At 42.4% G+C, this 15040-nt stretch carries 13 protein-coding genes; 5 read left to right on the top strand and 8 right to left on the bottom strand.

Going from position 1 to position 15040, the window contains the following annotated elements; genetic code table 11:
- Positions 1-145 precede the first annotated feature (145 nt).
- On the bottom strand, positions 146-463 hold the full coding sequence (locus PY364_RS12860; RefSeq protein WP_275523022.1) for a YkvA family protein: 318 nt from the start codon (positions 461-463) through the stop codon (positions 146-148).
- Positions 464-784: 321 nt separating this feature from the next.
- Entirely contained in the window at positions 785-2182 is a 1398-nt protein-coding gene (gene rlmD, locus PY364_RS12855) for a 23S rRNA (uracil(1939)-C(5))-methyltransferase RlmD (RefSeq protein ID WP_275523020.1), read from the bottom strand.
- Positions 2183-2308: 126 nt separating this feature from the next.
- On the opposite strand from rlmD, the gene apcD reads away from it, so the two are divergent.
- A complete protein-coding gene (apcD, locus tag PY364_RS12850; protein ID WP_275523018.1) occupies positions 2309-2794 on the top strand; it encodes an allophycocyanin subunit alpha-B in 486 nt (161 codons plus the stop codon).
- Positions 2795-2966: 172 nt separating this feature from the next.
- Here apcD and PY364_RS12845 read toward each other — a convergent pair whose 3' ends face one another.
- Positions 2967-5273, bottom strand: coding sequence for an NACHT domain-containing NTPase (locus tag PY364_RS12845; protein ID WP_275523016.1), 2307 nt, complete (start codon positions 5271-5273; stop codon positions 2967-2969).
- Between the two features lie 235 nt (positions 5274-5508).
- Between PY364_RS12845 and PY364_RS12840 the strand changes: the two genes are divergently transcribed.
- Positions 5509-6162, top strand: a complete 654-nt coding sequence (locus PY364_RS12840) for an exonuclease (protein WP_275523014.1) — start codon at positions 5509-5511, stop codon at positions 6160-6162.
- Between the two features lie 268 nt (positions 6163-6430).
- Here the strand turns inward: PY364_RS12840 and PY364_RS12835 are convergent, their stop codons facing one another.
- The 5 genes from PY364_RS12835 to PY364_RS12815 form a co-directional block, all read right to left on the bottom strand.
- On the bottom strand, positions 6431-6808 hold the full coding sequence (locus PY364_RS12835; RefSeq protein WP_275523012.1) for an STAS domain-containing protein: 378 nt from the start codon (positions 6806-6808) through the stop codon (positions 6431-6433).
- A 73-nt stretch (positions 6809-6881) separates the two neighbouring features.
- A complete protein-coding gene (locus tag PY364_RS12830) occupies positions 6882-7448 on the bottom strand; it encodes a hypothetical protein (protein WP_275523010.1) in 567 nt (188 codons plus the stop codon).
- Between the two features lie 215 nt (positions 7449-7663).
- A complete protein-coding gene (locus PY364_RS12825) occupies positions 7664-8635 on the bottom strand; it encodes an XDD3 family exosortase-dependent surface protein (protein ID WP_275523009.1) in 972 nt (323 codons plus the stop codon).
- A 62-nt stretch (positions 8636-8697) separates the two neighbouring features.
- Positions 8698-10521 carry a choice-of-anchor tandem repeat NxxGxxAF-containing protein gene (locus PY364_RS12820; protein WP_275523007.1) on the bottom strand — a complete coding sequence of 608 codons (1824 nt, stop codon included), beginning with the start codon at positions 10519-10521 and terminating at the stop codon, positions 8698-8700.
- 138 nt (positions 10522-10659) lie between these two features.
- Positions 10660-11202, bottom strand: a complete 543-nt coding sequence (locus tag PY364_RS12815) for a hypothetical protein (RefSeq protein ID WP_275523006.1) — start codon at positions 11200-11202, stop codon at positions 10660-10662.
- A gap of 316 nt (positions 11203-11518) precedes the next feature.
- On the opposite strand from PY364_RS12815, the gene PY364_RS12810 reads away from it, so the two are divergent.
- From PY364_RS12810 to PY364_RS12800, 3 genes are all read left to right on the top strand, one after another.
- Entirely contained in the window at positions 11519-12160 is a 642-nt protein-coding gene (locus tag PY364_RS12810; RefSeq protein WP_275523005.1) for a hypothetical protein, read from the top strand.
- A gap of 8 nt (positions 12161-12168) precedes the next feature.
- Positions 12169-13122 (top strand): DUF1822 family protein, encoded by a 954-nt coding sequence (locus PY364_RS12805; RefSeq protein WP_275523004.1) that lies wholly within the window; start codon positions 12169-12171, stop codon positions 13120-13122.
- 92 nt (positions 13123-13214) lie between these two features.
- Positions 13215-14996, top strand: coding sequence for a CHAT domain-containing protein (locus tag PY364_RS12800; RefSeq protein WP_275523003.1), 1782 nt, complete (start codon positions 13215-13217; stop codon positions 14994-14996).
- Positions 14997-15040: the final 44 nt, after the last annotated feature.

The following is a 15040-nucleotide window of genomic DNA, read 5'->3' as shown; positions in this document are numbered from 1 at the left end:
TACCGCCGAGACGGCGGCGTTACAGATACTTTTGCGAAAGTCCGATAACACTTACATAGCACTTAAAAACCTCCAACCTTTGTACGCTGTTTCTGGGAGACACGCTTAAGGGTTGGAGGTCAAAGCTTTAAAACTTAGTAGCCAGTTATTTGACAGAAACTGCATCCACGTCAACAGTACCAGGATTGTAACTAGGACTATCATTGACTGGATCGGAAACTTGAGTATCATTCGCAGCTTGGCGAGATTTCGCATATTCGATCGCCATCTGGGAAACTTCAGAAACCAGTAGCGTTAGAATAGCGATATCATCAATTTGCCCGATAATTGGCAGAAAGTCTGGAGCGATATCAATCGGACTGATCAAATAGGCCATAGTTCCCAGAACAATCCACCAGCGATATTTGGGATTGCGAAGGGTGTTGCGATACCAGGTATAAAGGGATTGGATTGAAAAGCTCATTAATTTATCCTCGACTTACTCTTATATCTTCACAAATTGTCTTCTAAATTTCCTTTCGAGATAACCCCCCTAAGTAGTACAGACAATTCTACTTAGGAAAATTGGGAATTGGGAATTGGCTAATGGGTAATCGCTAATCGCTAATGGCTAATGGGTAATCGCTAATCGCTAATGGCTAATCGCTAATGGCTAATCGCTAATGGCTAATCGCTAATGGCTAATCGCTAATGGCTAATCGCTAATTACCCCATCCTCCCCCGCTCCCCATCTCCCCCGCTCCCTCACTCCCCATCTCCCCCTCTCCCTCGCTCCCCATCTCCCTCAGCGCACCAAAAAGGCTGCACATTCAACGTGGGGGGTTTGGGGAAAGAAATCTGCTGGCTGTACTCGCTGTAATTTATAGCCTCCATTTTGGCAGAGGAATTTCAGATCGCGGGCGAGAGTTGAAGGCTTACAGCTAATATAGGCAATGCGACTGGGTTTCGATGCTGCGAGAGTTTCCAAAACCGTGCGATCGCAACCCTTCCTCGGCGGGTCAAGTAATACTACATCTGGGGTAACATCCAACTGCGGCAGCAATTTCTCTACTGCTCCAACATGAAAAGCCACATTTGTCAAGTTATTTAATTCAGCATTTAACTGAGCTTGCTTGACGGCCGCCCCTTGCAATTCTAAACCTATTGCCTTACTCACAAATTTTGCTAAAGGTAAAGTAAATGTGCCAATCCCGCAGTAAGCATCAACTAAAACTTCATTACCTTCGAGGTGCAATTCATCAGCAATTACCTGTAACAGCGTCTCAGCGGCCTCGCTATTGACTTGAAAGAAAGTATCGGCGCGAATTTGAAACTCTAAACCGGAAAAAATCTCTAGCAGGTAGGGTTTACCAGCAATGCAGCGGGTTTCTGGGCCAAAGATGACATTAGTATTGCGGGGGTTGATATTCAAACACACGCCTACCAATTTAGGATAGCGTTTCAGCCATTCCGACGCTTGCGCCTCCACCCCTGGCAAATCGCCACTCCGAACTATTAAAGTCAGTAATATTTCTCCTGTACGCCGTCCAATTCGTACAGATAGGTGGCGCAATTCTCCTGTTTGGTGCTTTTCATCGTAGGTCTTCCAACCCCGCTGCTGTATATCCTTTTTTATGTCTTTCAATAAAGGATTAAGGTCTTCGTCTTGGACGGGACACTGATTAAGATTAATTAACCGATGACTGCCTTTTTGGTAATAACCAGCTTGGACTTGACCTGTTGAGGAGGTTGCTAGGGGATAGGTGGCTTTGTTGCGATAGCCTAAAGGTGTAAGGTCAGGGCCGGTTAAAACTGGATCTACGGGGGGTGCGGTGAATCCACCGATACGCTGTAGAGCTTGAATGATTATATTTTGTTTGGCTTCAAGTTGGTAGTGCCAATCAATGTGTTGCCACTGACAGCCGCCGCACTTATCTGCGACAATGCACATAGGTCGGATGCGGCGTTCGGATATTTCAGTGAGTTCGTGGAGTTTGCCTGTTGCGGAGTCGCTTTTGACTTGCATGAGGCGAACTATGGCGCGATCGCCTGGAACAGTATCCGGGACAAAAACAACTAGCTGACCTAGGCGGGCTACCCCGTCGCCACTGTCGGCCAAGTCGATAATTTCGAGTTCAACCAGTTGACCCTGTTGGGCGATCGCAGATTGAGGATTTGAGATGGGGGATTTTATTTTAGTCATAGGTGAGAAAGCGCGGATCTTTATTATCGCGGATTTCATGTCACCGATACTCTATGCCCCTCTATTGGTTTGTGCCCACTAAGTCGTTAAACTAATTTAGTGTTACCCTAAAAAATTTCCATAACCATGAGCGTAGTTAGCCAAGTTATTCTCCAAGCCGACGACGAGCTTCGCTACCCCAGTGCCGGCGAGCTCCAGAGCATCAATTCTTTTTTTAAAACAGGTTCCCAGCGGGTGCGGATTGCGATCGCTCTTTCTGAAAGTGAGAAAAAGATTGTTGAAGAAGCCAGCAAAAAACTGTGGAAGAAACGCCCCGACTTCATTTCTCCTGGTGGAAATGCCTATGGTACGCGGGAACGGGCTTTGTGTCTGCGCGACTACGGTTGGTATTTGCGTTTGATTACTTATGGTATTCTCGCAGGCGATAAGGAGCCGATTGAAAAGATCGGTTTGATTGGGGTGCGGGAGATGTACAACTCTTTGGGGGTTCCCGTCCCCGGAATGGTGGAAGCCATCCGAGCTCTAAAGGAAGCTTCTCTGGCTTTGCTGAATGAGGATGATGCTAAGGAGGCTGCTCCTTATTTTGATTATATCGCTCAAGCGATGTCTTAGTTTTCGGCTCATCGCTCGTAAGTATTTGCTGTTTTCGGCTTATAGCCTTTAGTAGTGGCTGCTTTCCGCTAAGTCTTAAAAAAGAGGGAAGTGGGAGACAGCCACTACTACAAATTTGGGAAAGGGTTTAATAATTAATAAAACTGAGTTGATTTTTTCGCTCATTTGAATTTTATTCTAAATTATTAACTGTGGGTAATAACAAGGTATCTTGTATCTCTTGTCGCACTTTATCGCTGATAATACAACTACTTTTGAGGCAATCCACTAACAACTCATTGGCATCATAATAATTCTGAAGTAATTCTATTTGGTTTTCGCTAAACTCCCATTCATGCCCAATATTGCGATGCTCAATGAGTATATATCTTAATTGTTCAGTCCAGGCTTGGTCGTTGGCCTTCCACCATTCAACATTCTCATCGTTTTTCCACCACTCATCATCCCACCACTCATCTATGTAATTTAAATTCGGAATTTGTTCAATAAGTCCCTCAAGGCATTGTCGCAATGGATCATAATCATTAATAAATCCATAATTAAGCGCATCTTCAAGATCAAGCGTTAAACAAAGGTCTGCCATAATTCCATCGGGAGGATTGCCCGTAAATGAAAAATTAGGGTCGTTACTATTAGCATCAAAGTAGTCAACTATTGTAAATAAAGCATCCCAATCATAACCATAGTAAAGAGCAAGTCCAAGATTGAAGTAAAAAGAACGAATAACTTCTGCTTTAAATAAAGACTGGACTAAAAGTGTCTTCTGGTTTACCCAAACTAAGAAATGCTGTAATTTTTCATCAGTAGCTATAAAAGCATCAACCTGCTGTTTCATAAATTGCAATAAATCATCTGCTCTTGGCAACATTTCAACCGCTAATATAAATACTTCTCGCCATTTTTTCTGAGTAACGCGGCAAGCGATTTTTTCCAAAGGTTGTGGAGCAGAATTACTAACAATTGCTCTAGCCGTGAAATACTCTTGAAAAGTCAAGTGAGAGAAAGAGTATATTTTCTGCGCCCGTTCCACCAATAACCCATGCTGTGCTTCAATTGATTTTAGAACTGCCTCACTGTCTATTTGCAACACCTCCGGGCCATTTTGAGCATCAGGTAGATTACGGATGAAATCAGAAATATAATGTTCTATTTCCTTCTGTTTAAAGAAATAGTCACCCCGCTCAAATGTCATTACAGCAATTTGACTAAGCAAATCTTTCTTACGTTGCAATGATAAATTTTTATAAAGATGATCTCGCTCTATGCTTCGTGTTTCATCCCATTTTCTCAACAGGATATCCACTCCTTCTTCATAAAGTTCTGAACGATTAATAGGAAATTTGGCTGATTCTTCAAATACTAAACATAACAGTGTTAGTAGTAACGGATTTGTTGCCAGTTCTTGAATCCGAGCATTTTCGTGAAGCTGTTGAATAAGTTCCTCTGCTTTTGCTGATTCTTTACTCTCAAACCATTTCTGAGCAAAAAAAATTATCTGTTTGTCATCAAAATCCGCAACTTCAACTTCTGTAAATTTCTCAAAGTTATATTTTTTGGCTGCAATCCGACAAGTGATTACAAACTGATTAGTGTGAAACTTTTCGGAAAAATAACGAAATTGCTCAATAACACGGCTGTTATTCTCATCTTTTATTTCATCCAAACCATCGAGTAAAACCATTGTCTTACCGTTCTTCAATAGAACAGCTATTTGGTTAGCCGAGACATCACAATCAGAAAAAATCTGGGTTATGTATTCCAGTAAGCTCGGTTTTCCTTCTGTTTCTGCAAACTGTTTAAGGGTGATAAAAATTGGGACATGATTAGCTTGAAAATTACCTTGATTGCACTGGATTGCTAAATGCTTTAAAAATGTGGTTTTTCCTGACCCTGGCTTACCTAGCACCATCAATTTTGAGTATTTTTCAACAGCTTCTAGTCCTGGTATTCGTTCATCAGTTACTTTGCCAATTCCAAAGTAATTAAAGTTTTTTGGGTCAAAGTTTTGTTTGAGTTCATCAATTTCACGCCGCTGATAACTTGTAATTTTTTCCAGAATGTTAACATTTGTGTAGAGGTCACTCACATCAATAGGCTGTGACATGGTAAGCGATCGCATTGTACCGCACTGGTCTTGCATCTTCTCTCGATACTTCTGGCGTACCTCTTGCACCAAGTCATTTAACTCATCCTCTGACAGATTAGAAGTTGAAGAGTCCGAAGGCTTAGACTTCCCATCCTCGGTAGTCAAAAAATTGAACAACCGACCATATTTACCTGGGCCTTTACCGTTGATACTGAACTTTTTGTAAACATGGCTCATGCGAGTGGTAAAAGCACTGTTGGTGATATGGAGTTCTGTTGCTATCTCCAATTCTGTCTTTTTACCGCTAAACCAGATTACAAAAGCATCCTCTTGCTCTGGCGAAAGATCATACTTACGAGCCATCTCAATCAAAAAGTCACGGGGTAGCGACATGGGCTAATCTCTCCATTATCTAAAAGCAAATTCAGTATCTTCCATCTAGCCTTAAACCACAGTTAAGGTACTCTGATACTACTTATTGTAGAGCAAAAATAATTTTGAATAGCACGCTGCAACTGAAGATTGTAGATATGTCAGCCTAAGTCAGTCTAAGTCAGCCTTAACGTGAGAGATAACTCCAAAGCAAAATTGCGAGATTGAATTTAGAAATTTTTTGGAGATTTTTCTTATGAAACGAACCTACATTAATGGTCGCTTTTACTACCAAGGCAAAAATGGTATTGTGCTACCAGCCGTTACCACAATACTTAAAGATACACAGCGGATTGAGTCTGTAGCTGCGATTTCTAATTGGCGCAAGAAAGTAGGGAACGCAGAAGCAAATCGCATTGCTCTAACTAGCCGTCGCCGAGGAGAACTACTGCATCAGTGGGTTAAGGAATATTTGCAGGGGTTATCTCCCACCGCTTCCAGCCTAATTCAGCCCTATTTTTATAGCATACAGCCCGTACTGGAGAAACTTACCGATGTCCAGTTAGTCGAGACAATTGTACCAAATTATGTGGAAGGATACGCGGGGAAAGTTGATTTAGTTGCCCGGTATGAAGGTGTTCCCCACATTATTGAGTGGACGACTGCTGAAGAACCAAAGCTGCAAGTGCAAAAACTTTATGACAAGCCTTTACAGCTTGTAGCTTATGGTGGTGCAATTAACAGATGTTATCGTGACAGTTTGTTTGGCGCTAAAATTGTTAATGGTTTAATTGTCGTAGCCCTTCCCGGTGAAGACGCAGAAATATTTGAATTCAATCGGGAAAATTTGCTCTATTACTGGCCGGAGTGGTTAGAACGGTTAACGTCTTTTGTGGAAAAAGCTGCTTAATAGCCTCAGAATATAGTTAGCGGAAAACTGGATTTTGCCTGTAGCTCCCCGCTAACTATAGACCAAGGAGAGGTCGTTGATATGGGGTTGGTGTGGTTCGCGATCGCCTTGGCGATCGCACAGCAAAAAAAGATTTCCCAGTTTAAAATTGCGTCCAAGTCAGCACAAAGGTTTAATAAATACTAACCTGCCTTTGCCAAAGAACGAACAGTTAAAATTTTATCAGGTCTTAGAACTTCTACAATAGAGATAAGGACAGCTATAACTGTTAACTCTTCAAATCAGTTACCTCAGCCACAAAATCCATTGCCACACTGATAGCCAACTCAAAACTATTACGATTCTCAAAAATCTCAAAAACGCGGTCAAGTTGAGTTAGCTCAAATATCATCATAACTGAAGGTAAAACAGAGCAAAGCGTAAATCGGCGATTAAGGCGCTTCGACAGATTGAAACCAGAAACCAATATCATTAAACCAGCACTGTCTAAAAAATCTACTTTTCCCAAATCGACGAGCAAACAATCATTCTCTGGGGAGAGAACAGCAGCAGTCAATTGATATTCAAATTCCGGTGCATTTGATGCGTTGATACGACCTTCTGGCTGAATAACTTTGATTGGTGGCTTAACAAGAACTGTCTGCATATTATCCTCCTAATTATTGAATCTTTATCAACTGTATGCTATTGATTTTACGTAACTGCGGGTAGGGTATGAATTAAACAGCTTTTTGCTGCTTTTTGCGCTTCGATACCCTAGAAACATTGAAATTGCCAAACACTAAATTACCTTTCACAGTAGCAGGTTGAGCTAAAGGTTTGGCAACATCTGCAATCGCCTTTTCAGGTTTAATCATACTATTATCAAAGTCTTCATTCTGTTCACCCCAAACATCTTTGAATTTAACAATTGCGACTCCGGGTCTAATAATTTGTGCCGAAGCATGGGGAATTCCATCGGGGTTGCGATCTCCTGGCCCCATCATAAAAATATTACCTGTATCCCTTACAAATATCCCAAATATGAGTTCGCTACCCAGGGGAAAGTTACCTAGATTTATCGCTCCTCTCGTATCTCGATTAGTAGTAAGATATCGGCGCTCTGGGTAAAAAAGGTGTAACTCACTGGTAAAATTAGCTAGAGATGGGATTATTTGTACTAAGATATCACCTCCTGTAGAGACAATGTGCCCTCCCCTAGTTATATCTCCTGTTGCCATACCTATTCCTAAAATCATAAACGCTGTTCCGGCAGTGGTTATTGATTTTTTGTTCAGACCGCTCATATAACTCCTTAGTTGGTAATTGGTAATTGGTAATTGGTAATTGGTAATTGGTAATTGGTAATTGGTAATTGCTAATTGGTAATTGCTAATGGTTAATTGCTAATTGCTAATGGCTAGTTTTCCGAAGATGTTAGGGATTAGCAATTAGCAAAAATCTGGCAATCCTTGACGCAAGTGGATTTTAAAACACTGAAAGCGCAAGAGTTGACCCTATCTTATTCGTCAGATGCGGTGAGAATCCGTAAACTTTCCCGATGATGTTTACGTTTTGCCAGTAAGCGAGCACCAATCAGGCCTAGCGCCACCAAAGTTCCCAAAAAAGAAGATGGTTCGGGTACAGCTTCCAATTCTCCATTAATCGGGATGCCATCGTTTTCTAATTCTCCATTAATCGCGATGCCATCGTTAGCGCATTCGGCAAAGAAATTAGCGATAAAGCTGCCAGAAGGCATTAAGGATTTGTCAAAACTAAATCCAATAGTTTGAGAACCAGTTGCTTTAAAATGAGCAAAATCTAAACCCATAACGTTTAATGCTGCGGTAGTCAAGAAACTGATATCACCTACTTTTTCACCGGAATCAATTACATTGAGAACTGTCCAGTCACCTGTCTGCTCAAAGTAGGAATCGGCAGCACTTAAATCACCCGTTGAAGGCGTACCACCTCTGGATTTAATGTGAGCGTTGTACTCGTTTAAATTGGCATAGCCAGAATTAGTCTCGGCTACACTTTTGGCGATGACATTGCTGTAAACTCCTGTGGTTTCAGCGCCGGAGTCATTGCCTTCTGCGAAACGGACGGCGAATAAGTTACCAATTGTACTAGCTTCATTGAACTTTAAACCAGAGAAATTTAAGAACAAATCGCCATAACTAATACTGCCTCCTTGAGCGCCGCCATGTTCAAATCCTGCTAAGGATAAATTAGTGTTAAGAGCGACAAAAATTTTCTCGGCAGTTTCTTGAAAAGCCATGCCGTAAAACTCAAAGGCTCCACCTCCTACTTGTCCTCCTGTTACGCCGTCATTGAAAGAATCAATGGCATAATTCCAGCCGTTGTAGAGGGTTGCAGCTCTAGCTTTTTGTGGTTCGGATGCGATAATTATGCTGGCTGCAAAGGCTGTTGAGATGCAGCGGATTAGATTTTTTTTTGTTAGATGCACGGGAATACTCCTGAATTTAGACATTGAGAAAATCCAAGTTTGTTGTGTAAAGGCGCGATTAATTGCGCCTTTACAATCGTTGAAAATTAAACTTCTTTGTTGGCTGATGCGCGTTGACGTTTGAGTTTGGCGGCGACAGCACCAAATACTAATGTGCCCAGGATTGTAGTGGGTTCGGGAACGGGTTCGTTAGGGCCACCACCGATGCCAGGGTCAGGGTCAGGGCCACCAGGGCCAGGTACGCCGTCATCTGATGGGGTATCTGGGTTGAGGAGCGCCAGCATATCAAAGCTCATTAAATCGGTGTTAGAGGCGAGTTTGATGGGGAATACGGCGGGATTGTTGGGATCGACATCAAGGCCGGTGACGGTAAATTCTTTAACGCCAGTACCGTTGACGAGTAAAGCGCCAAGTTTGGCAGCAAATTGGCTAAAGTCGATGCTGTCGCCTGCGGTAAACTCACCTAAAAGAATGTCTCCAACTGCTACGGTGAAGGGTTTAATAAAATTGCTCGGTAAGTCGAGAATTGAAGTAAACAAAGAGTCGGAAGTCATCTTATAGTTAAAGCCATAGGCAGTGGGGGGGTCGAACCAGCCATTCCCGCCAACATCACAAAAACCGTGCGTCGCACCATTCCCACCGCTACAGTTCGGCATCCAAGGATTGTATTGCGAGTCAGCAAAGCTATTGGCGCGGAAGATTCCCGAAACACCATTGGCAAGTTTTGCCCAGAAGCTAATCTCGTTATCATTGCTCAGGCCGTTCCGATCGAAGAAAAGTTCCTGTACTGTGGAACCAAGGAGAGTATCGCCAACGCCGATGATTTTATCCTTCACCGCATCAGCTCCAATAAAGATGCCATTTTTACCCGTCACCTGGTTAGCCATGAAAGCGATCTTTCCCTTGTCGTTGATCGAAGTCGTACCAACGTAATAAAAACCCGTCTGACCTGAAGTGACATTATTGCCAGCAACGATGCTACCGCCAGTAGGAGAACCATCGCTACTAATGAGGACTTGACCAACCCCTGACGTTTGACCCGCAGCGCCATTATTAAGGTGGGCATAGGCAGATACTAGACCGTTATCGTTGATGTTTGCTTCGCGGTAGGAACCGAAAGAGAAGTAGGTTGAGCTAGGCAAAATTGGATTGGACGGCCCGCCATTGCTAGTGAATAGGCCGTTCATGCTTACAAAGGCAACTATTCCGTCGTTGTTAATAGAAGGTGCTTGAGCGTTAAGGTAGTTATAAACTCCTTGACCTGTCAGGGGGCATTGGCTAGCCGTATTTCCCGCAGCCATGCAATTGCTAATATTGATAACTTGGCTGGTGTCGTATTTGAATATTTGTTGAATACCAGACTTCATCGCGGAAAATGCGACTTCTCCTTTGTCGTTAATCGAGAGTCCCGGATTGAAGCTATAGCCCTCGGTGGTGCTGGCAATCAGCTTGGGTTCTCCGATGCCGTTGCTGGTATAGATGCCTGTAGCCCCGGTTTTCAGAGTAGCAAAAAATGCCACCGTTCCTGTTTTGTTGATGGAAAGCCCCTGACCGAAACTGCTAAACTTTGAGCTGCCTTGGGTGTCCGCAATGAGTGTTGGTGTGCGGACTCCAGTGCTAGTAAAAATACCTTTACCCCCGCCAATTAGATCGGCATAATATGCAACTGTTCCACCGTTATTGTTGATGGCAAATCCTTTTTGTTCGCTCTTGAATGACAGGCTGTAGTCTGACCAACCGCCTGCTGTGCCGAGTCCCTGACCAACACTGCTATAAGAACGGAAAGGGCTGGTGGGGTCAGAAAGAGCAATTGGCGTAAAATTGAAGGTGAAAGCTAGAGCTTTTCCTCCGGCTAGTAGGCTAAGAAATAGTGCTGTTGCTGTTGCTTGAAGTATCTGTTTCCGTTTCATAGATGCTGTATCTCCTGGTAATTTATTAACAATGACTTTGTGCTTTTGAATCTCTCGCGAGCTTCTATCTCTTTATCTGCGTCACCTATCGGTTTTTACGCCGAATTTGGATTTTGTTACATTTCTTTACAATCGACATCACCGATCGATATCGGGTTCTAACATGGCGGTAGCGGCCAACAATTCCAGCAAAGCGTGCAGTTTTTCGGCACTAATGCAGAATTCGGCTGCACTTGCATCCTGCGAGACTCCCAACTGTTCGATAATTGTTTTGTCCTCTGGACTCACTTGCAGAAACGTCATTTCCTCCGGGTTTCGCAAAATCCAAGACCCGTCGGGATGTTGAAGCCACTGGGCGATCGCCTTCAAACGAGGGCCCTTAGAACGTGCTAAAATCCCCATAGCAACGAGTTTTTCGACTAGCTTTGCTACTAAGTCGCGATCGCACCTAGAAAATTCTGCACTCAACCGATTTTGAACTTCACTTATCGTCAAAACACCCGTGAAGTACCGCAAAGCATAGCCTTCGACCTCACTAAAGCGAAATTCCCTTTCCCCTTCTATTGCTTGCAAAATAATTTCCTCTGAACTCCGTAGTTTAGCGAGTGTCCACGCGGGTCTGATGTCTGGACAAATCCAATTGCTGAAATCTAGCTCAGCATTACTTTTTTCAATATTCATTAGCATTCTGTGATGCTCACCCTTGTTACCTTCAACTATCTATCTGGAGGCGCACTCAACTTTTATGCGAGATCCCGCGTTTGTTTACAAAACTTTACATAATCCTGATTTGTGCAGGACTTACGCATTTACTAGGATTTTCCGTCATTGCGAGGCTTCCGAAGCAATCCCAAACCCTTGCTATACCGTTACAATGCGATCGCAGCAAAATATAAAGATTTGTAACAAATCAAGGCACTTCGCGTAAAAATTGCCACAAAACCTTAACAGATAAATAGAGGCTAATAAAACATCTACGGCTAATACAGGAGATTTGATGCCATTTGACCAAGAACAAAACAGATTACAAGACGAGGAACTGATGATGCTTGCCATAGAAGCTCAACGGCATCCATCGAGAAGCAAAGAGAGACGGATTGCTCTCACTAAGCTAATAAAAAAGATTCTCAAATCTAACAGACTTTGCCGTCCGCGTTCCGGTGAATTTCCAGAGCTGTATGAGGAGATTTATCAAGAAGCAATCCAAAAACTCATGATTTACATTTGCCAGAGCATAGACCAATACAAACCTGAGAAGAGTCCAGTAATGAGATGGGTAAATTTTTATATGGAGAAGCGTTTTTTTAATCAGGCAATTGGTGAAATCATCGGCCCATCTACTATTAAGTTAGAATCAATACCAGATGAAAACAATCTCGAACAACCAGAAAAAATACCTCTGCCATCTGAACTGATATTGGACTACATAGAAAACGACCCGGAACAGCTTTGTCAAAACCTGCGTCACAAAATGTATCCCCATCTCAATTTTCAATCCTTAGCAATGCGAATACTAGCTAGAGAAAAATGGAGAGAAATCTCAGCCGATTTAGGGATACCAATATCAACTCTCAGCAGTTTCTACCAGCGCAGCATCAGAGAACTTTCTCCGCAAATTAAGCTATATTTGAATAGGTGAAAAGGAAAATGAAAATGTTAGAAAACAACAATACAACAGAGGAACTGAGTTTTACCGTGACCATCACATCTAAATTTCGCAAACAAGCAGAAAACTTCCGTCGCCAGCAAGCTAATGCAGAAAAAGGCGAACAAGTTTATCGCAATACTTTAGCAGTTTTAGCAGTAAATTATTACTGCCAGTGTATGGAACTTGAGACAGACTTAGAAGTTGGCGATAGCTGGGATTCATTAATGCGAAGTCTCCTAAATACAGCCGATTTAACCATCAAAGATTTGGGTAAAGTAGAGTGCAGAGCTGTTCTACCAGGCTCCGATATTGTAGAAGTTCCAGCCGAGGTTTGGACAGATAGAATCGGTTACATCGCAGTGCAATTGTCTGAATCAATGAACGAAGCAACATTGATCGGATTTGTAGAAAAAGCAACAGCAGAAAAAATTCCTTTGAAACAATGGCAATCCCTTGAAGGTTTCCTGACAGTGGCGAGTACACCTCGTCCAATAGTAGCGCTATTGAGCAATTGGGTAAACGGCATTCTGGATGCCGGCTGGGAAATGGTAGAAACCATAGAATCCCTCTTATCGCCGCCAGAAACAGAACCAAGTTTTAACTTCCGAAGTGTCGCTCCGATGAAATTCAGAAAGCGTGACAATACAACAATGGGAGGGAAGCTGCTTCAATTACAAAAGGCGGACGATCGGGTGGCAATATTTGTAGGGTTAGCAGCGGGAACTGAAGCAGAAATTGATATTTTTGTAGAGCTATACGCCCTCAAACCGCAAATTTACTTACCGCAAGATTTGCAGTTAATGGTGCTTGATGAACAAGGAACACCCATGATGCAAACAGTAGCAAAAAGCAGCAAAAATATACAATTGGAGTTTAATGGCTATCCAGGTGAACAGTTTAGTGTTAAAGTAGCTTTGGGTGATGTCAGCATCGTGGAGCAGTTTGAGCTTTGATCGCCAAAGTGAGATTAGCCTCAAATGACCGATGGCGATCTCCCTACAACAATTAAGTTGTCTTAAATATAGGCTAGGTATAGAGGCAAGTTATGGCTAAATTAGTTGTCCTCAAGCTTGATGGCGATCTGGAAATAGGGGGGTTTCGAGCTTCCCTAGAAATCAAAGAAGGCGATCGCGTATTGATAGAAATCACGCGCAGTTTGCCCCCTAATCCAGAATTAGCTGCCGAAATGCAGCGTCATTGGCAAGAATACCGTAATTTGGGGTTAGTTACCCGAATTAAACCCGGATCTATTAAACACAATTTTATTAACCCTAATAAATTCTCCACTCGCCTCAAAGAAATTAAAGAATCGGGTGAAAAACTTGGCAATCTCATAAATCAATGGCTGAAATCTGAACAGTTTCGCGACATTGACAGGGGACTGCGAGAAGAATTAAACCGAACTGAAAAAGTGCGGGTATTGGTTCGTACTGAAGACAATTATTTGCGAAAACTTCCCTGGCACTTATGGGATTTTATTGACCGTTACTCTTTTTCTGAAGTTGCTCTCAGTCCCATTGAGTATAAAAGCCCACAACTATTGCCAATAGCTGCTAAATCTAAAGTCAGAGTTTTAGCCATTCTCGGTTGTAGTGCAGGCATTGACATTGAGAAAGATAGGGAATTACTAAAAAGTTTGCCCAATGCAGAGGTAGTTTTTCTACTTGAGCCCAAACATAATCAAATTAATGATAAATTGTGGGAACAGCCTTGGGATATTATCTTTTTTGCAGGACACGGCGAGACAGATGAAGATACGGGTCGGATTCATATTAATGAAACCGACAGTTTGACCCTTGATGAAGTGTGGTATGGTCTCAAAAAAGCTGTGGTAAATGGTTTGCAGTTAGCAATTTTCAACTCTTGCGATGGATTGGGATTAGCGCAGCGATTGGATGATTTGGAAATTCCACAAATGATTGTCATGCGGGAAATGGTTCCCGACTTTGTAGCTCAACAATTTTTAAAGGATTTTCTTACAAACTTTGCTAGTGGTAACTCTTTATACCAGGCTTTTAGGGAGGCACGAGAAAAGTTGCAAGGCTTAGAAACTGACTTTCCTTGTGCTAGTTGGCTGCCGATAATTTGTCAGAATCCTTCAGTAGAACCACCAACTTGGAATGATTTAATACCACAGAGACGAGGCTTTAACTTATTCCAAATTATAATTCAATGCAATTTTAAATTCAAGTGGGCAGTTTTGTTGCTGCTGACTGGCGGTTCTGTGGGATGGTTGTATGGGTTGCCAAAGTTGGCTGTACTTGTTAATGATTTTGGGTTTGACCTTTACCAGAAAGGCGATTTAATTACAGCTCGAAAAGCATTTCTATTAGCGGAGATTTTGAATCCAGATAATCGAGTTGTACCCTATACTTTAGGATGGCTTTGCCAAGATATGCAAGATATTAAATGCGCTCGTGAAAAATATCAGAGGTCAGCAAAACTAGGTTTTGCTGGTGCTTATAGCCAATTGGGTCGCTTGCTTATAGTTTATGACAAAAACTACAATGGTGCTGTTAACTTGCTCTGGCAAGGTTTGGAACTAGCTAAAGACGATGCAACCAAATATTCTTTGCTGAAAAATATCGGTTGGGCGAGGCTAGAACAAGGACGATATGAAGAGGCGTTAACACAACAGAATGCTGCGATTAAATTGGATAACAATCGGGCATCTGCTTATTGTTTGAAAGCGCAAGTTTTAGAAGGTATGAATGATAAAAAAGGAGCCTTAAAAGAATGGCAAACTTGTTTAAAATTTGCAGATCAGAAGATTGCGGATGAAGATGTTTGGATTGGGAAAGCACGCGCTCGATTGAATTTAAAATGATGTCAAAAGTCTTACGTAGCGCCGCCCTCTGGGCGGTGACATAC

The sequence above is a fragment of the Kamptonema sp. UHCC 0994 genome, assembly GCF_029167235.1.
Taxonomy (GTDB): domain Bacteria; phylum Cyanobacteriota; class Cyanobacteriia; order Cyanobacteriales; family Microcoleaceae; genus Kamptonema.
This window is presented reverse-complemented; position numbering and strand designations above follow the sequence as displayed.